The organism is Dickeya oryzae (genome assembly GCF_020406815.2).
GTDB lineage: Bacteria > Pseudomonadota > Gammaproteobacteria > Enterobacterales > Enterobacteriaceae > Dickeya > Dickeya oryzae.
On sequence record NZ_CP162670.1, the window covers coordinates 1059412 to 1077578 of the forward strand.

The 18167-nt window shown below is 56.3% G+C and carries 17 protein-coding genes; 12 read left to right on the forward strand and 5 right to left on the reverse strand.

The annotated features are described in order from the left end of the window. Positions 1-51 precede the first annotated feature (51 nt). The 3 genes from LF929_RS04475 to LF929_RS04485 are packed head-to-tail and all read left to right on the forward strand — an operon-like array spanning position 52 to position 1912. Complete coding sequence (locus tag LF929_RS04475; protein WP_210177463.1) at positions 52-666, forward strand: methylthioribulose 1-phosphate dehydratase; 615 nt, start codon at positions 52-54, stop codon at positions 664-666. Next, positions 663-1373, forward strand: coding sequence for an acireductone synthase (gene mtnC / locus LF929_RS04480; RefSeq protein ID WP_210177464.1), 711 nt, complete (start codon positions 663-665; stop codon positions 1371-1373). The genes LF929_RS04475 and mtnC overlap by 4 nt, the downstream gene beginning before the upstream one ends. Next, complete coding sequence (locus tag LF929_RS04485; RefSeq protein WP_038908843.1) at positions 1370-1912, forward strand: acireductone dioxygenase; 543 nt, start codon at positions 1370-1372, stop codon at positions 1910-1912. The genes mtnC and LF929_RS04485 overlap by 4 nt, the downstream gene beginning before the upstream one ends. 81 nt (positions 1913-1993) lie before the next feature. On the opposite strand, the gene mtnA is transcribed toward LF929_RS04485, so the two are convergent. Further along, the gene (gene mtnA, locus LF929_RS04490; protein WP_210177465.1) at positions 1994-3025 is read right to left on the reverse strand and encodes an S-methyl-5-thioribose-1-phosphate isomerase; all 1032 of its coding nucleotides are present in this window, start codon (positions 3023-3025) and stop codon (positions 1994-1996) included. A 185-nt stretch (positions 3026-3210) separates the two neighbouring features. On the opposite strand from mtnA, the gene mtnK reads away from it, so the two are divergent. Next, positions 3211-4413, forward strand: a complete 1203-nt coding sequence (gene mtnK, locus LF929_RS04495; protein ID WP_038908842.1) for an S-methyl-5-thioribose kinase — start codon at positions 3211-3213, stop codon at positions 4411-4413. A 61-nt stretch (positions 4414-4474) separates the two neighbouring features. Here the strand turns inward: mtnK and fadE are convergent, their stop codons facing one another. After that, positions 4475-6925: an acyl-CoA dehydrogenase FadE gene (gene fadE, locus LF929_RS04500; protein WP_210177466.1), complete on the reverse strand. Its 2451-nt coding sequence runs from the start codon at positions 6923-6925 to the stop codon at positions 4475-4477. Positions 6926-7280: 355 nt separating this feature from the next. Between fadE and lpcA the strand changes: the two genes are divergently transcribed. Together lpcA and LF929_RS04510 are read left to right on the forward strand one after the other, a co-directional pair. After that, the gene (gene lpcA, locus LF929_RS04505; protein WP_012885889.1) at positions 7281-7862 is read left to right on the forward strand and encodes a D-sedoheptulose 7-phosphate isomerase; all 582 of its coding nucleotides are present in this window, start codon (positions 7281-7283) and stop codon (positions 7860-7862) included. A 75-nt stretch (positions 7863-7937) separates the two neighbouring features. Further along, the gene (locus tag LF929_RS04510; protein ID WP_016941707.1) at positions 7938-8705 is read left to right on the forward strand and encodes a class II glutamine amidotransferase; all 768 of its coding nucleotides are present in this window, start codon (positions 7938-7940) and stop codon (positions 8703-8705) included. On the opposite strand, the gene dpaA is transcribed toward LF929_RS04510, so the two are convergent. Then, positions 8676-9401, reverse strand: coding sequence for a peptidoglycan meso-diaminopimelic acid protein amidase (gene dpaA / locus LF929_RS04515; protein WP_016941708.1), 726 nt, complete (start codon positions 9399-9401; stop codon positions 8676-8678). The genes LF929_RS04510 and dpaA overlap by 30 nt on opposite strands. 322 nt (positions 9402-9723) lie before the next feature. On the opposite strand from dpaA, the gene dinB reads away from it, so the two are divergent. Next, entirely contained in the window at positions 9724-10782 is a 1059-nt protein-coding gene (gene dinB, locus LF929_RS04520) for a DNA polymerase IV (protein WP_210175477.1), read from the forward strand. 72 nt (positions 10783-10854) lie between these two features. On the opposite strand, the gene pepD is transcribed toward dinB, so the two are convergent. Both pepD and LF929_RS04530 read right to left on the reverse strand, forming a co-directional pair. Then, positions 10855-12315 (reverse strand): beta-Ala-His dipeptidase, encoded by a 1461-nt coding sequence (gene pepD, locus LF929_RS04525; protein WP_226093598.1) that lies wholly within the window; start codon positions 12313-12315, stop codon positions 10855-10857. 270 nt (positions 12316-12585) lie between these two features. Next, positions 12586-12780 carry a hypothetical protein gene (locus LF929_RS04530; RefSeq protein WP_038908838.1) on the reverse strand — a complete coding sequence of 65 codons (195 nt, stop codon included), beginning with the start codon at positions 12778-12780 and terminating at the stop codon, positions 12586-12588. A gap of 230 nt (positions 12781-13010) precedes the next feature. Between LF929_RS04530 and gpt the strand changes: the two genes are divergently transcribed. The 5 genes from gpt to proA all read left to right on the forward strand — a co-directional run bounded on the left by gpt (position 13011) and on the right by proA (position 18067). Next, positions 13011-13469 carry a xanthine phosphoribosyltransferase gene (gene gpt / locus LF929_RS04535; RefSeq protein ID WP_013319164.1) on the forward strand — a complete coding sequence of 153 codons (459 nt, stop codon included), beginning with the start codon at positions 13011-13013 and terminating at the stop codon, positions 13467-13469. Positions 13470-13697: 228 nt separating this feature from the next. Continuing rightward, positions 13698-14948: an esterase FrsA gene (gene frsA / locus LF929_RS04540; RefSeq protein ID WP_038906445.1), complete on the forward strand. Its 1251-nt coding sequence runs from the start codon at positions 13698-13700 to the stop codon at positions 14946-14948. Between the two features lie 264 nt (positions 14949-15212). Beyond that, positions 15213-15572 carry a sigma factor-binding protein Crl gene (crl, locus tag LF929_RS04545; RefSeq protein WP_038908836.1) on the forward strand — a complete coding sequence of 120 codons (360 nt, stop codon included), beginning with the start codon at positions 15213-15215 and terminating at the stop codon, positions 15570-15572. A 127-nt stretch (positions 15573-15699) separates the two neighbouring features. Beyond that, entirely contained in the window at positions 15700-16803 is a 1104-nt protein-coding gene (gene proB, locus LF929_RS04550) for a glutamate 5-kinase (protein ID WP_012885880.1), read from the forward strand. A 10-nt stretch (positions 16804-16813) separates the two neighbouring features. Then, entirely contained in the window at positions 16814-18067 is a 1254-nt protein-coding gene (gene proA, locus LF929_RS04555; RefSeq protein ID WP_038926498.1) for a glutamate-5-semialdehyde dehydrogenase, read from the forward strand. Positions 18068-18167 lie beyond the last annotated feature (100 nt).

Below are 18167 nucleotides of genomic sequence, written 5' to 3' on the forward strand. Positions count from 1 at the left end.
TTTTATCCCTGGAAATCACCGGGTGGCGCCTTCACCTGTACAGGATGAGTTATGAGTGAGATTCCACAACTGGCCGCACTGGTGGCGGCCTGCCACTGGATCGGCGAGAAAGGCTGGTGCCCGGCGACGGGCGGCAATATGTCCGTGCGTCTGGATGAACAGCAATGCCTGATTACCGAATCCGGTAAAGACAAAGGCAGCCTGAGCACGGAAGACTTCCTGTTGGTCGATATCGCCACCAACCATGTCCCGAGCGGTCGCACACCGTCGGCGGAAACCGGGTTGCATACGTTGCTTTATCGCCTGTTTCCGACGGTAGGGGCGGTGCTGCATACCCATTCGGTCAACGCGACGGTGTTGTCGCGGGTGGAGAAAAGTGAAGCGCTGGTGTTGCAGGGGTACGAAATGCAGAAGTCGCTGAGCGGCCAGCGTACTCATCTGGATGCGGTCGCCATTCCAATTTTCGATAACTCTCAGGATATTCCGGCGCTGGCGGAGCAGGTTGCCGCCCACCATGCGAACTCGTCATTGCATTACGGTTTTCTGGTGCGTGGGCACGGTCTGTACTGCTGGGGACATGATGTCAAAGACGCTCGCCGTCATCTGGAAGGGTTAGAGTTCCTGTTCCAGTGTGAATTACAACGACGTTTATTGGAGGCCAAGTGATCAAGGCGATTGTCACGGATATTGAAGGCACGACCAGCGATATTCGCTTTGTGCACAACGTGTTGTTCCCGTATGCCCGCGCGCGTCTGGCCGAAGCGGTGGCACAGGCCGGGCATGACCCGGAGATCGCTGCCGCGCTGACGCTGGCGCGTCAGGAACTGGGGCAACCGGAAGCCTCGCCCGTGCAACTGCTGGGCGCATTCAATCAGTTTATGGATGAGGACCGCAAATCACCGGCGCTGAAGCTGTTGCAGGGCATTATCTGGCGCAGTGGTTACCACAACGGTGATTTTCGCGGCCATGTTTATGAGGATGTCGCCCCGCAATTACAGGCCTGGCGTGAGCAGGGCATCGCGCTGTACGTCTATTCATCCGGGTCGGTGGAAGCGCAGCGTCTGTTGTTTGGACATAGCGACGCGGGGGATTTGACCACACTGTTTTCCGGCTATTTCGATACCGGCGTCGGTGCCAAGCGAGAGGTCGCGTCCTACCAGACTATTGCCGCTTCAATCGGCCTGACCGCGGACAAGGTGCTGTTTCTGTCCGATATTCGTCAGGAACTGGATGCGGCTGCACAAGCGGGCTGGCACACCTGCCAGTTGATCCGCGATGACGCCGATGTTGAAAGTCAGCATCGGCAGGTAAACCGTTTTGATCAGGTAGACCTGAATGCCTGTCAGAGCAACCAAACAGGAGAACCGTCATGAGTGCCTTAACTATCTTCAGTGATACGGATGCCCATCAGCCCGTCTGGCAAAGTCGCGACGCCGAGGCTATCGCCCGACAGCTGAGCGCTATCAATGTGCGGTTTGAACGCTGGCAGGCGGACAGGGATTTGGGGGCCACCCCTTCCTCTGAAGACGTGCTGGCGGCGTATCAGCATGAGATTGATAAACTGGTGGCGGAGAAGGGCTACCAGAGCTGGGATGTGGTCAGCATCCGCGCTGACAACCCACAGAAAGAGGCGATGCGCAGCAAATTCCTGTCGGAGCATACCCACGGTGAAGATGAAGTGCGTTTCTTTGTGGAAGGCGCCGGGTTGTTCTGCCTGCACGTAAACGGCCAGATTTTCCAGATACTGTGCGAAAAGAACGACTTACTGTCGGTGCCTGCCGGGGTGCCGCATTGGTTTGATATGGGCTCTGAGCCGCATTTCACCGCCATTCGCCTGTTTAATAACCCGGATGGCTGGATTGCGCAGTTCACTGGCGATGCCATCGCCGACGCCTACCCGAAACTGGCGTAATGCTGTTACAGGCCGTGGCGGAATATACCCGCGCACGGCCTGTTCTCGGTGCTGCGTTTATTACCCGCGCCCTGTCTCGCCTTATCCCGCCAGCGGTTGCTGAAAAATACCGGCGTTAACCTGCTCAGGGGTGACAACACCACTATCCAGTACCCAACCGCTGATAAGCGCAGCCGGGGTGACATCGAACGCCGGGTTGTACACCGGGGCGTTGTGCGGTGCCCACTGGCACTGGCCGAAGCTACCGGCTACCCCAGTGACTTCGCTGGCGGCACGCTGCTCGATGGGAATCGCGCTGCCATCCGGGCAGTGAGGGTCGTGGGTGGTGTGGGGTGCGGCGACGTAAAACGGAATACCGTGATAGTGTGCCAGCACCGCCAGGCTGTAGGTGCCGATTTTATTGGCGACATCGCCGTTAGCGGCGATGCGATCCGCACCGACCCAGATAGCATCAACCTGGCCTTGTGCCATCAGCGACGCAGCCATCGAGTCGCAAATCAGGTGATAGGGGATACCCAGCTCACCCAGTTCCCAGGCGGTCAAACGCCCGCCCTGCAACAACGGACGGGTTTCATCCACCCAGACGTTCTCCACCTTGCCTTGCTGGTGAGCGCGCAGGATGACGCCGATCGCCGTACCCACGCCCGCCGTCGCCAGCCCGCCGGTATTGCAGTGGGTCAGCAGACGGCTGCCCGGTTTTACCAGCCCGGCTCCGTTATCCGCGATGCGTTCGCACAGCGCTTTATCTTCTTCTATCAGTCGCAACGCTTCCTGCGCCATGGTGTTGACGAAATCGTCACTCGCCAGTGCCTGCTTCATACGGTCCAGATTGTTCATCAGGTTAACGGCGGTCGGGCGGGATGCGCGTAACGTTTCCAGCGCCTGTGCCAACTGCGGCCGCGACAAACCTTGCTCTGCCAGTAACGCCAGCAACAGGCTGGCGGACAGCCCGATTAACGGTGCGCCACGTACCCGCAGAGCGCGAATGTGCTCGACCAGTGCGTCGACATCCGGGCAGGGGCACCAGATTTTTTCCTGCGGCAGTGCCTGCTGGTCAAGGATCCACAACTGATTATCAACGAGGTTGAGGCTGGTGGTGTTAACAGTCTGCATGGGTGGTTAAATCCGTGTTGCGTTATTGCATCAGAATTCTTATTCTGCCAATATGCTTTACAGAAGTATAGACGTCCAAACGCTTTTATGTCTATACCCGCCATACTTCAAAAGATATGGCGCTGATAACACAACAAGAAATAGCAAACACATTCATCACACTAGGTAGATAAACGAGGTTGGCCATGTCACTTTACCGTACTTTTAACGCGGACGATGCCGTGCAGTACGCCCGTCAGTATGGCGGGGTTGCGGATCCGCAGTCGTTGATAACAGCCGATGAGATAGGCGACGGTAACCTGAATCTGGTGTTCAAGATCCGTGATACACAAGGCGTCAGCCGGGTGATCGTCAAGCAGGCGTTGCCCTACGTTCGCTGTGTCGGTGAGTCCTGGCCGTTAACGCTGGATCGCGCCCGTATTGAAGCGGAAACGCTGCTGGCACACGCACAGCACTGCCCGCAGCACACGGTTGCGGTGTTGCATCATGACCCGGTACTGGCGGTGATGGTGCAAGAAGACTTGTCTGATCACGAGATCTGGCGGCGTGAACTGGTGAAAGGGCAGGATTATCCGCAGGCGGCGGCACAACTGGGTGAGTACCTGGCGCAGGCGTTGTTCCACCATAGCGATTTCTACCAGTCTCCCCACGAGAAAAAGGCGGCGGTCAGTCGCTTCACCAACCCGGAGTTATGCCAGATAACCGAAGATCTGTTCTTCACCGACCCGTACAGGGAACATGAACGTAATCAGTTTGACCCGGCGCTGCTGGCCGATGTGCTGGCATTACGGGATGATCGCCCGCTGCTGTGCGCCGTTGCGGCGCTTAAGCATGCTTTCCTCAGTAAGGCGGAAGCCTTGTTGCACGGCGATATTCACAGCGGTTCTATTTTCGTGGCGGAAAACCGCCTGAAGGTGATCGATGCGGAGTTCGGTTTTTACGGCCCGATAGGGTTTGATGTTGGTACGGTGCTGGGTAACCTGCTGCTGAATTACTGCGGGCTGCCGGGATTGCTGCCGCCACGTGAAGCTGTCGATGCACGGGAACGCCGTCTGGCGGATATCGTGACGGTATGGCAGACCTTCGCTACGCGTTTTACGGCGTTGGCTCATGAAAAGAGCCGTGACCCGGCGCTGGCGGTGGATGGCTACGTTGAACAGTTTTTGCGACAGGTATGGCAGGACACGGTCGGTTATTGCGGCACCGAGTTGATTCGCCGTACCATCGGGCTGGCGCATGTCGCTGATCTCGATACCATTGCTGATGAGGCCGCCCGTCAGGCCTGCCAGCGCCATGCGATTCAGCTTGGCAAGACGCTGGTTTTGGCCGCCGCGCATATCGATGGCCCTGAAGCCTTGCTGGCGCGCGTGCGTCAGAGTGGTGCCTGAGTAGCGCACATCAATCCAGCGCCTTTTCCCGATATTTCAGTCAGAAAAGGCGCCAGACTTGTCAGGCGACGGTATCAGCATCAACCGGTAATCGTTGCCTGCTCTCTACCTTGTGTGCGCTTAGCGCGTCCGGGGCAAAGTCATCGACGTTGATAGAACGCAGCCGACTGGCTTCTGCCTGCATCAAGAGGTTGGCTTCTTCCGGCGTAATCACCCCTTCCGCCAGCCCGTGTTCCGCCAGTTTATCCAATTGCATAAACGGCAGGGGCGACGGTGCGGACTGCGAGAGCCGCTGATGAATCGGCTCGGCCGCCAGAATATCTCGCAGTGCGTGTTCCAGTTGTGCTGCCGGGTGACTGGCTCCGGTATGCAGATACAGGCCACGGCCCAACCGGCTGCGGGTCGCTGACGGCACCTGCAACAGTCGAGCCAGTTGATGGTCTAACTGGTCGCTCGGGGCCTTGCTGACCGCTCCTAGCGGGAAAATCATCACACGCAGTAACCGTGCCACCAGTTGGTTGGGGAAATTGCGCAGCAGGTCGACGATGGCGTGTTCAGCCTGATGCAGACAATCCTGCACGCCCCAATGCACCAACGGTAAGTCAGCTTGTTGGCGACCTTCCTCGTCATAACGCTTGAGCGTGGCAGACGCCAGATAGAGCTGGCTTAACACATCGCCCAGCCGGGCAGAAAGGCGTTCGCGTCGTTTCAGACTGCCCCCCAGAACTCCCATCGACACATCGGCCAGTAGTGCCAGATTGGCGCTCAGCCGGTTCAGGCGCTGGTAATAGCGACGGGTGACGTCGCTAACCGGGGCGCGACTGGTTCGCCCGTTGGTCAGGCCCAGCCACAGGCTACGCATGGCGTTGCTGGCGATGTGGCCCAGATGGCCGAACAGCGCCTGATCGAAGGCTTTCAGGTCATTGCTCTGCGCCGCGTTCATCTCTTTGAGGATGTAGGGATGGCAGCGAATCGCGCCCTGCCCAAAGATGATCATGCTGCGGGTGAGAATATTGGCACCTTCGACGGTAATGGCGATCGGTGCCCCCTGATAGTGACGGGCGACAAAATTAGACGGGCCCAGGCAAATACCCTTACCACCGGTGATATCCATCGCATCGATGATGCCGCGCTGGCCGCGATGGGTACAGTGGTACTTGACGATAGCAGACAGCACCGATGGCCGTGCGCCTTGCATGATGCCGCTGGTAATGAGGGTCGCGGCGGCATCCATCACGTAGGCATTACCCGCTATGCGGGCCAGCGGTTCTTCAATCCCTTCCATTTTGCCGATCGGCAATTTGAACTGACGGCGGATACGGGCGTAAGCCCCGGTCGCCAGCGCCACGCTTTTCATGCTGCCGGTCGAGTTGGATGGCAGGGTGATGCCTCGGCCAACGGACAGGCACTCCATCAGCATCCGCCAGCCCTGGCCTGCCATGCCCGGTCCGCCAATGATGTAATCCAGCGGAACAAAAATGTTTTCGCCCTGTGTCGGCCCATTCTGGAATGGGATGTTAATGGGGAAGTGACGACGCCCGATTTTGACGCCGTCGGTCTGCGTGGGGATCAACGCGCAGGTAATGCCGACATCGTCCTGGGAGCCCAGCAGGTGATCCGGATCGTACAGCCGGAACGCCAGCCCCAGCACGGTAGCGACCGGTGCCAGCGTGATATAACGTTTGTTCCAGGTCAGCCGCATCCCCAGCACCTGTTGCCCCTGCCAGTGGCCGTAGCACACCACGCCCAGGTCAGGGATAGCACCGGCATCGGACCCGGCTTCCGGGCTGGTCAGTGCGAAACAAGGGATTTCATCGCCACGCGCCAGTCGTGGAAGGTAGTGGTTTTTCTGCTCGTCGGTGCCGTAGTGTTGCAGCAACTCTCCGGGGCCGAGCGAGTTGGGAACGCCGACTGTAATCGCCAGAATGCCGGAGACACTCGCCAGTTTTTGCAGCACCATTGCCTGCGCGTAAGCGGAAAATTCCAGCCCGCCGTACTCTTTTTTGATGATCAGTGCGAAGAAACGATGTTGTTTCAGGAGCGCCCACAATTCTGGCGGTAAATCGGCGCGCTCATGGGTGATTTCAAAGTCGTTTGCCATGCGGCAGGCTTCTTCTACCGGCCCGTCCAGAAACGCCTGTTCTTCTGGCGTGAGCACCGGTCGGGGGTAGGCATGCAGGGTGCGCCAGTCTGGCGTGCCGCGAAACAATTCGCCTTCCCACCAGGTGGTACCGGCATCAATCGCCTCTTTTTCCGTTTTCGACATCGGCGGCATAACGCGGCGGAACGCCGCCAGCGCCGGTGCGGCTAACCATCGCCGCCGCCACGGCGTTGCCAGCAACGGCACGAGTACAAGAGCAAGCGGGAGCAGCAACCAGGCTGACCACACATGCAACGACGCCATGACGACAACCCAGAGTACAAGCGCCGCACTGCTCAGCCACAGTGAAACCCGGTGGTAGAGCAGAGCGCCGATAAGCAGCAAGACGATCAGGACACTGACTGCAACCATGATTTATTCTCCAGTCCGTTTAATCCGTTTACGTTTGTGGTCTGACCTGTTGGTATAGTGTGGTTTTAGTTCAGTGCGCTGTTTTTATCAATTCATTTACAACGCAATTACAACTTAACTCACAAACTCGCTGCCGGATGGAACCTCTGGTGCGCGATGTCGGCGTTTGGCAATTGTCTGCTTCTCGTCGTTTGGGCGATCCGCTACACTGCACGGCAACACAGGTTGCGTCTCTTTATGGCGTGGAATGGCGGGCATCGCCCGGTAACAGGGTTCATCATGGCCCGATGTTTCACCCCATGCCTCACCAGAGGCTCCGCCTACATATCATGATGTCATTGAATGAGAGGATTCCATGTACCAGGACTTAATCCGTAATGAGCTGAAAGAAGCGGCATCCACACTGAATACGTTTTTAAGTGATGATGCCAACATTCAGGCGATTCAGGATGCGGCGGTTTTGCTGGCGGATGCCTTCAAGGCAGGCGGAAAGGTGCTCTCCTGCGGTAACGGCGGTTCTCATTGTGACGCTATGCATTTCGCTGAAGAACTCACCGGCCGCTACCGTGAAAACCGCCCTGGTTACCCGGCTATCGCCATTTCTGACCCCAGCCATCTGTCCTGTGTCAGTAACGATTTTGGCTATGATTTCGTGTTCTCCCGTTATGTCGAATCGCTGGGACGTGAAGGGGATGTCCTGCTGGGGATTTCCACTTCCGGTAATTCCGGCAACATCATCAAAGCTATCAGCGCGGCCCGTGCCAAGCGTATGAAGGTGATTACACTGACCGGCAAGGACGGCGGCAAAATGGCCGGTACCGCCGATGTGGAAATTCGCGTACCGCATTTCGGTTACGCCGACCGGATTCAGGAAGTGCACATCAAGGCTATCCACATTCTGATCCAGTTGATTGAAAAGGAAATGGCGGGCAACTGATTGCCTGCCATGAGGCGCCGTCATCATACGCGCAGCAGTAACAGCAGTAGTAGTAAGTAGTAAAAGGAATCAGACATGTGTGAACTGCTTGGGATGAGTGCCAACGTCCCAACGGATATCTGTTTCAGTTTTACCGGCCTGATGCAGCGGGGCGGCCGTACCGGGCCGCACCGTGATGGCTGGGGGATTACGTTCTACGAAGGAAACGGCTGCCGTACCTTTAAAGATCCACTACCCAGCTTTACCTCGCCGATTGCCGAATTGGTGCAGAATTATCCCATTAAATCCTGCGCGGTGGTTTCTCACATCCGTCAGGCCAACCGTGGCGCGGTCGCGCTGGAAAATACCCACCCGTTTACCCGCGAGTTGTGGGGCCGGAACTGGACGTTCGCCCATAATGGTCAGCTTAAGGGGTATCGGCGTTTGAAGACCGGCCATTTTCGTCCGGTTGGGGAAACGGATAGCGAGTACGCGTTTTGCTGGCTGTTGTACCAGTTGTCGCAACGCTACCCGCGTACGCCGTCTAACTGGCCTGCCGTGTTTCGCTACATCGCCACACTGGCCGAGCAGCTACGCAAAAAAGGCGTGTTTAACATGTTGCTGTCGGACGGGCAGTTCGTGATGGGATTTTGCTCGACGCACTTGCATTGGATCACCCGGCGAGCACCGTTTGGCAAAGCGACCTTACTGGATGACGATGTCGAGATAGACTTTCAGCAGCAGACCACACCTAACGATGTGGTCACTGTGCTGGCGACGCAACCGCTGACCGGCAACGAAACCTGGCATCGGATTCTGCCAGGCGAGTTCGTGTTATTTTGTTTTGGCGAGCGCGTAATGTGATTCTGGCTGACCAACGGGCGCGGACTGGTTAACCACGTACTGCCCGTTGAGCACCGACACCGCTGGTGGCTGATGCATGCGGTTGAAGTAAGCGTAGCCCGGCTGCAACTGACTCCAGAATTTATAGTAGTTGGAGCGGCTGTGGCGCTTCATATTCTGCTCGGTCATGCGGAACGGATAAATCGCCAGCTCGACTTTCTGCTGCCCGTTGCGCAGTGCTTTCTCCACGTAAGTGTAAATCTCTTCGATGTATTTGTTGGTCATGGCGTAGCAGCCGATAGACACACACTCACCGTGAATCATCAGGTAACGACCGGAATAACCGTGCGCGCGGTCGTACTCGTTCGGAAAGCCGACATTAATGGCGCGATAATAGTGGCTGTCCGGTTTAAGCTGTTTTAAATCAACCTGATAAAACCCTTCCGGGCTTTTGAAGTCGCCTTCGGTCATTTTAGGACCCAGACCGCCGGAGTATTTACAAATCGGGTAACTCTGTACCAGTTTGTATTCGCCGCCAATCATGGCATAAAGCTCCAGCACCCGTTCTTCCTTGAAGATCTGAATATAAACCGGTGACCCGGCGACCTGCTGTTTGGTTTCTGTCGCCGCCGGAGCGACTTGATTGGCATAGCTATTGCTGATGGCGACGGAAGGTAAAAGAAACAACATCGCAAGCGAAAACGCGACTTTGTGCATTGTTAATCCTGATTATTGGCACTGTGATTCTGTCTGATACGGTGTGTGGCGGTGATGCCCCCGTATTCCCTTATCTGTCAGGCTTGGTCCTGCCATTAGGCTATGCCCCATAGCGAGGGATAGCCTGATGTCAAGTCGCGCCACCACATTATCACCGTATCTGTTTTATTCAGGAAGGAAAAAAGAATAAAAAATCGGACTATTCCGGCTGATAGCGTCAGGCTAATCGCGTTGCCGCGTTGACTGGGTGGCATCAAGTCAAACGAAGAGATTGCCTGCCCCTCCGATTAACTGTATATTTATCCAGTTAATCGGAGGGGCGATGCGAAAAATCATTCATGTCGATATGGATTGCTTTTACGCCGCAATAGAGATGCGGGATAACCCGCGCCTGCGTGATATCCCGCTGGCGATTGGCGGCAGTGCCGATCGTCGCGGTGTGATTTGCACCGCCAATTACCCAGCGCGCCGTTATGGCGTCCGCAGTGCGATGGCGACGGCTACCGCGTTGAGACTGTGCCCGCATCTGACCTTGTTGCCCGGCCGTATGGAGGTTTACAAAGCCACCTCCCTGCAGATTCGCACGATATTTTCCCGCTATACCTCGCTGATTGAACCGCTGTCGCTGGATGAAGCCTATCTTGATGTGACGGATAGCCCGCACTGCGGTGGCTCCGCCACCCTGATGGCACAAGAAATTCGCCAGACGATTTTTGATGAACTGCATCTGACGGCATCGGCAGGTGTTGCACCCATCAAATTTCTCGCCAAGGTTGCCTCTGAACAGAACAAACCCAATGGGCAGTGTGTCATTGCCCCCACGCAGATGGAGGCGTTTCTGCTGGCGTTGCCGCTGGAAAAAATTCCCGGTGTCGGCAACGTGACCGCCCGACGGCTGGCTGAGTGCGGTTTGCATACCTGTGCGGATGTCCGTCGTTACCCTCTGAGCGAATTGTTGCGGGAATTCGGTAAATTCGGTCGGGTGCTATGGGAGCGCTGCCACGGTATTGATGAGCGCCAGATCTCGCCGGATCGCCTGCGAAAATCCGTTGGCGTTGAAAAGACCCTGGCACGGGATATTCACGATTGGACTGCCTGCGAAGCGCTGATTGAACGATTGTACGACGAACTGGAGCTACGTCTGCGACGTGTTCGCCCGGATCTGCATATCGCCCGTCAGGGGGTCAAACTGAAATTTGATGATTTTCGTCAGACCACGCAGGAGCATGTCTGGCCGGTACTCAATAAGCCGGATTTACTGAGGCTGGCGCGTGAAAGTTGGGAGCAGCGGCGTGATGCACGGGGCGTGCGGCTGGTGGGGTTGCATGTGTCGTTGATGGACCCACAACTTGAGCGGCAACTGGTCTTACCGTGGGATTGACGTTTGGCTGTAAACGAACGCGTTTTGGTCTCTGGCGGTGATGCCCGCATTAGCAGGCATCACCGGCGCAGATTAGGCGCGTTCCGGAATGGCTTTCAGCAATGCTGTCAGCAGCGTCCAGTATTGACCGACGCTGGCGATATGAACCCGCTCATCCGGTGAATGTGGGCCGGTGATGGTTGGCCCAATAGAAACCATATCCATATCCGGATACGGTTTCTTGAACAAACCACACTCCAGACCGGCATGGATCACCATGATGTTGGGGGTTTTACCGAACAGCTTCTGGTACGTTTCGCGAACCAGATGCATCACAGGTGACTGCGCATCTGGCTGCCAGCCAGGGTAGCCGCCTTTGGCCTCGGTATCTGCACCCGCCAGTTCGCCCAGTGAAGTCAGCATGCTGACCACGTAGTCTTTGCCGCTATCGACCAGCGATCGTATCAGGCAGTGAATGTCTGCCTGCGTCTCAGTCATGCTGACGACGCCTACGTTCAGCGACGTTTCCACCACACCTTTGATGTCGTCACTCATACGGATAACGCCATTGGGTGTGCTGTTCAACAGCGCGATGAAACGATCCCGGCTGGCGGTAGTCAGCGCTGCCGTGGCGCTGTCTGAGGTTTCCAGCAACAAGGTGATATTTTTTTCTACGGCAGCGAGCTCGTGTTTGAGGACCGCCAGATAGGCTTGCGCGGCCTCTTTCAGGGCATCGACGTGATGAGCGGATACCGCCAGGGTCACCGCACCTTCACGTGGGATCGCGTTGCGCAGTGTGCCGCCGTGCAGGTCGATAACCCGCAGATCCAGCTCGGTGGCGTAGTGCGCCAGAAAACGCGCCAGCAGTTTATTGACGTTGCCAAGCCCCAGGTGAATGTCGCAACCGGAGTGGCCGCCTTTCAGCCCTTTGATGACCAGTTTCAGCGTCTGGTAACCAGCTGGAACGGCTTCGCGCTGTAATGGCAGACGGGTCATAAAATCGATACCACCCGCACACCCCATGTAAACTTCGCCTTCTTCTTCCGAATCGGTATTGATCAGAATATCGCCCTGAAGCCAGTTGGGTTGCAGGCCGAACGCACCGTCCATACCGGCTTCTTCCGTCATGGTCAGCAGCACTTCCAGCGGCCCGTGCTCTACGCTGTCGTCAGACAACACCGCCAGCGCCGAAGCCATGCCGATACCGTTATCTGCGCCAAGCGTCGTACCGCGCGCTTTGATCCACTCGCCATCGACATAAGGCTGGATGGGGTCGGTGGTGAAATCGTGTACCGTGTCGTTGTTTTTCTGCGGCACCATGTCCAGATGTGCCTGGATCACTACCGGTTTACGATTTTCCATGCCGGGTGTCGCCGGTTTACGCAGCAGAATATTGCCAACCTGATCGCGTTCCGTGTGAAGGCCGCGCTCCTTTGCCCATGACAGAATATACGCAGCCAGTGCTTCTTCATGGTAAGACGGATGTGGAATAGAGCAGATTTTGGCAAAAATATCCCACAGCGGCTGTGGGGAGAGTTGAGACAAAGCAGACACTATTGAACCTCTCCAGTTAGGCATTCACGCGACAAACGGCGTGTGATGCCAGAGCAACATGGTTATTGATCGCCTGAAGACGCAGGCACGTCAGTACAGAATACCACTTTCCCACGGCGGGAGAGAATGTCCACGGTATAAGGATTATGCATGGCTGACGGGGAAGAAGGCGGAATACGTGGGCGCGAATTCAGAGAATACAATTCCGGTAAGAAAGTCCCGATAAGAAAGTCCCGGGAAAAGAGTTGGCTCTTTTCCCGGTCTGCGTGATTAGTCGGTGTGGCGTGGCGAATCGGACGTAGCGTCATGCCGATGTATTACAATCGGGGTTAAGGCTGGTTGGCGTTGGCGCAACAGGCGTAAGCTGATGCTCAGTTCGAAGCAAATCACCATCAGTATGGTGATAACAAAGAAAGGGGCGAACACATCCAGTTGTGCAAGGAGGAAACTGTCAAACATCGTCATGGCTATTCTCCTGGCTATTTTCTGTTCTCCTTGTTTGTAACGCATCTGTAACATCACGTCTAATAACTTTTTCACATTACGAACGGTTAATTAATTACGGTGAGTTACCAATTGCCAGCGTGTGCATAAATACTGGTTTTTGTCTTCTCAGCTATCTATAATCTCGCGCAACCTTTTTTCCCCTTCTGACTCTGATTAAGCCGACCTCATCGTTGGCTGGGATATGTTTTATGAGTGAAAAGTACATCGTCACCTGGGATATGTTGCAAATCCATGCCCGTAAACTGGCTCAGCGCTTGCTGCCGGCCGAACAATGGAAAGGCATTATTGCCGTGAGCCGTGGCGGTCTGGTCCCGGGGGCGTTACTGGCCCGCGAACTGGGTATTCGCAATGTCGATACCGTGTGTATCTCCAGCTACGATCATGACAACCAGCGTGAGCTGAAAGTGCTTAAACGCGCTGAAGGTGACGGTGAGGGTTACATCGTAATCGATGATTTGGTGGACACTGGCGGTACTGCCAAGGCGATCCGCGACATGTACCCGAAAGCTCACTTCATCACTATTTTCGCCAAACCGGCTGGTAAACCGCTGGTAGACGATTATGAAGTTGATATCCCTCAGGATACCTGGATTGAACAGCCGTGGGACATGGGCGTGGTATTCGTACCGCCTTTGGTTGGCCGTTAATTCCATACCGCTGTTATCGTCGACGCGCCCGGTTATGCCGGGCGTGTTTGTTTTTGTAGGTTGATGGTTTTTGCTGGTTGACTGTTTTTGCCGGTTGATAGATTTTGTCGGCAAGATAATTTTTGTCGGCTGAATAGCGCGGTACTGCTATAGCCCGGTGCACGTTTGTTCGGTACACTTTTCCCACACCCTCATCGTTCTGTCGTTGATTCGTCCATGGAGGCAGCTGTGGTTCAGGCCAACCTGTCCGAAACGCTATTTAAACCATCGGTAAGACATCAGGAAACCTCTACGCTTATTCAGCGCTCCCGCAATACGCCCGGCTCGGCCGAGATGCAGTCGGCGCTGGAAGGTGAAACCACCAACAACTGGTATCGGATGCTTAACCGGTTATTGTGGATCTGGCGCGGTGTGCACCCGTGGGAAATTGAAGAGGTGCTGTCACGCATTGCCGCCAGCCAGGCGAAACGCAGCGATGAGCAGCGACTGGATACGGTGATTGGCTATCGTGGCGGTAACTGGATCTACGAGTGGGTATCACAGGGGATGCGCTGGCAACAACAGGCCAGCCAGCATTCGCAGAGCGAACAGGCCGGGCAATGCTGGCTGAACGCCGCCAACCTGTACAGTATCGCCGCCTATCCCCATCTTAAAGGGGATGAACTGGCCGAGCAGGCGCAGACGCTGGCGAATCGGGCTTATGAAGAAGCCGCTATTCATCTCTCCTACGAACTGAAAACCCTGACCTTTCCGGTAGAAGGCGGCGGGCAGTTGACCGCCTTTTTGCACCTGCCCGCGCAGGGGAAGGCACCGTTTCCCACCGTACTGATCTGCGGCAGTCTGGACATGCTGCAATGTGATTATCACCGCCTGTTTCAGGATTATCTCGCCCCGGCGGGGTTCGCGATGCTGACGGTGGATATGCCGTCGGTCGGGTTCTCTTCACGCTGGAAACTGGATCAGGATTCCAGTTTTCTCCACCAACAGGTGCTGCGGGCGTTACCGGATGTGCCGTGGATTGATCACACCCGCGTCGGTGCCTTTGGTTTTCGCTTTGGGGCTAATATCGCGGTGCGACTGGCGTATCTGGAAGCCAACCGGCTACGGGCGGTCGCCTGTTTGGGGCCGATTGTGCATCACCTGCTATCTGATGCTCAGCGTCAGCGGCAGGTGCCTGACATGTTTATGGATGTGCTCGCCAGTCGCCTTGGCATGACCTATTCCTCCGATGCGGCGTTGCTGGTGGAGATGGGGCGTTACTCCCTCAAAATGCAGGGGTTGCTGGGACGACGCTGCCCGACGCCAATGCTTTCTGGCTACTGGAAAGATGACCTGATTAGCCCGCCGGAAGAGTCGATGCTGATAGTCAATTCATCGCAACAGGGGAAATTGCTGGCACTGAATTTCTCGCCGGTGTACCAGACGTTCCATCTGGCGCTACAACAGATGACCGACTGGCTACAGCGCCAGTTGCGCTAAGCTCTCGCATCTGTAGTGCTGTCACCCCGTGGCTGGGTGTAAAGGGCGACGGGGTGCGGCGATGAATAAAAAACAACTGCAATTGATTAATTTTTCTTATAAATGTAGTCTGCATTTACCCGTATAGTGGGTGTTGGTGTGACACGGCTCGCGCCCTGAAACGACGGACGCAAAAAAACTTGAACCCGTGTCAGCAGTTCTGGCAGGTTGATTGACTCCGTCGCTGTGAATGCTTGGAAGTCTTCTGATTTAAAGGAGGGTGTCATGGCAGTGAAAAGCAGGCTCATCAAGAAATTTGCCTCATTGGGGCCGTATTTGCGTGAAGATCAGTGCGAAGAAAAGCATTTTTTCTTTGATTGCCTGGCGGTTTGTGTCAATGTAAAACCTGCGCCGGAAAAGCGAGAGTTTTGGGGTTGGTGGCTTAATCTGGAATGGCAGGAGCAAACCCTGTTTTATACCTACCGTATCGGTCTGTTTGATAAGGCAGGCGACTGGCGCGAAGAAACCATCAAAGATACTGAGGTACATGAGAAAGTGCTGGCTACCCGTGAAAATTTCCACACCCGCCTGCAGGCGCTGGTAGAACAACTCGACCCACCTTTTTCCCTCTCCGCACGACCATGATGCTCTCCGGCATCACGCCGGAGTCAGGGGTTTTCGCGTTGTGCTGGTTGGCATAGCGCGGTTCTCCTGTTACAACGTTTTTTTCATCCTTTTATTGTTTATTGTTCAACGCAACGGCAGAAAAATTATGAGTGGCAGCCAGACTTTGGTTGTAAAACTGGGTACCAGCGTGCTGACTGGCGGTTCACGCCGTCTCAACCGCGCCCATATCGTCGAACTGGTGCGCCAGTGCGCCCAGCAGCATGCCGCAGGGCATCGCATTGTGATTGTGACTTCCGGGGCGATTGCCGCCGGCCGCGAGCATCTGGGATACCCGGAACTGCCACCGACCATCGCGACCAAGCAGTTGCTGGCAGCCGTAGGGCAAAGCCGGTTGATTCAACTGTGGGAACAACTGTTTTCCATTTATGGCATCCATGTGGGGCAGATGCTGCTGACACGTGCCGATCTGGAAGACCGGGAACGCTTCCTTAATGCCCGCGATACCATGCGTGCGCTGCTGGATAACCGTATCGTACCGGTGATTAACGAGAACGATGCGGTGGCGACAGCGGAAATCAAAGTCGGGGATAACGACAATCTGTCGGCGTTGGCCGCCATGCTGGCGGATGCCGATAAGCTGCTGCTGCTGACCGACCAGACGGGGCTGTTTACCGCCGACCCGCGCACTAACCCGGACGCCGAGCTTATCCGTGAAGTGCAGGGCGTGACCGACGAACTGCGCCAGATTGCCGGTGGCAGCGTTTCCGGCCTGGGGACGGGCGGTATGTCCACCAAATTGCAGGCCGCCGACGTGGCGTGCCGTTCCGGTATCGAGGTGGTGATTGCCGCAGGCAATCGTGCTGGCGTTATCGGTGATGTGATTAACGATGTCTCGGTCGGCACCCGTTTCCACGCCATGGAAACCCCGCTGGAAAGCCGCAAACGCTGGATCTTCGGCGCTCCGCCTGCCGGTGAAATTACCGTGGATGACGGTGCGCTGGCCGCCATGCTGGAACGCGGCAGTTCTCTGTTGCCCAAAGGCATTCGCGAGGTGGCGGGTAATTTCTCCCGTGGCGAGGTCATTCGCATCCGCAGCCTGAACGGCCGTGACCTGGCCCATGCCGTTACCCGTTACAACAGTGACGCTCTGCGCATGATAGCCGGGCATCACTCCCAGGAGATTGCGGAAATCCTGGGGTACGAATACGGCCCGGTTGCTGTCCACCGCGATGACATGATCATTATTTAAGGAGCAGGCGATGCTTGAGCAAATGGGTAAAGCGGCTAAAAAAGCCTCTTATCAGCTGGCGGCGCTGAGCACCAGCCAGAAAAACAAGGCGTTGATGACGATAGCAGATCTGCTGGAAGCCCAGCATGACGCTATTCTGACCGCCAACGAGCAGGACCTGGCGCAGGCCAGAGAAAACGGCATGAGCGAAGCATTGCTGGATCGCTTGCAACTGACCCCGGCGCGCCTGAAAGCGATTGCCGACGATGTGCGCCAGGTGTGCCGCCTGAATGACCCGGTCGGTGAAATCATCGACGGTCGTATTCTGGACAATGGCCTGAAACTGGAACGTCGCCGGGTGCCGCTCGGTGTCGTCGGGGTGATTTATGAAGCCCGTCCGAACGTGACGGTGGATGTCGCCAGCCTGTGCCTGAAAACCGGCAACGCGGTGATATTGCGTGGCGGTAAAGAGACCTATCGCACCAACGCCGCCACGGTAAAGGTTATCCAGCAGGCGCTCACCGAATGCGGTTTACCTGCCGCCGCGATTCAGGCGATTGAAAGCCCGGATCGTGAGCTGGTCAACCAACTGCTGAAGCTCGATCGCTACGTGGATATGCTGATCCCGCGCGGTGGTGCCGGGTTGCACAAACTGTGCCGCGAGCAGTCCACCATTCCGGTGATCACCGGTGGTATCGGGGTGTGCCATATTTACGTTGATGAGTCGATGGAGTTTGAACCGGCGCTGAACGTGATCGTTAACGCGAAAACCCAACGCCCCAGCACCTGTAACACGGTGGAAACCCTGCTGGTGCATCAGGGTATAGCGGCGACGTTCCTGCCTGCGCTGAGCGAGCGTATGAAACAGGCAGGCGTCAGCCTGCATGCCTGCCCGGCGTCGCTGCCGTTGCTAAGCGGTGGCCCGGCCAACGTCACGGCGGTAGAGGCCGCGAACTATGACGACGAGTGGCTTTCGCTGGACCTGAACGTCAAGCTGGTGACCGATATCGATGATGCTATCGACCACATCCGTGAGCATGGCACCCAACACTCCGACGCCATCCTGACCCGTTCATTAAGCCGTGCTGAACAGTTCGTGCGCGAAGTGGATTCCTCAGCGGTGTACGTCAACGCAACCACCCGCTTTACCGACGGCGGCCAGTTTGGTCTTGGCGCAGAAGTGGCGGTCAGCACCCAGAAACTGCACGCCCGTGGCCCCATGGGGCTGGAAGCGCTCACCACCTACAAATGGATTGGTTATGGCGACGATCTGGTTCGTGCGTGATTTCCTTCCATGCCCGACAGCCGCGAGAGCGTGCCTGTCGGGCAAGACGCTTAGAAAACCATCAGACGATACGTGTAAGTATTGACTTGCCGTAATGATT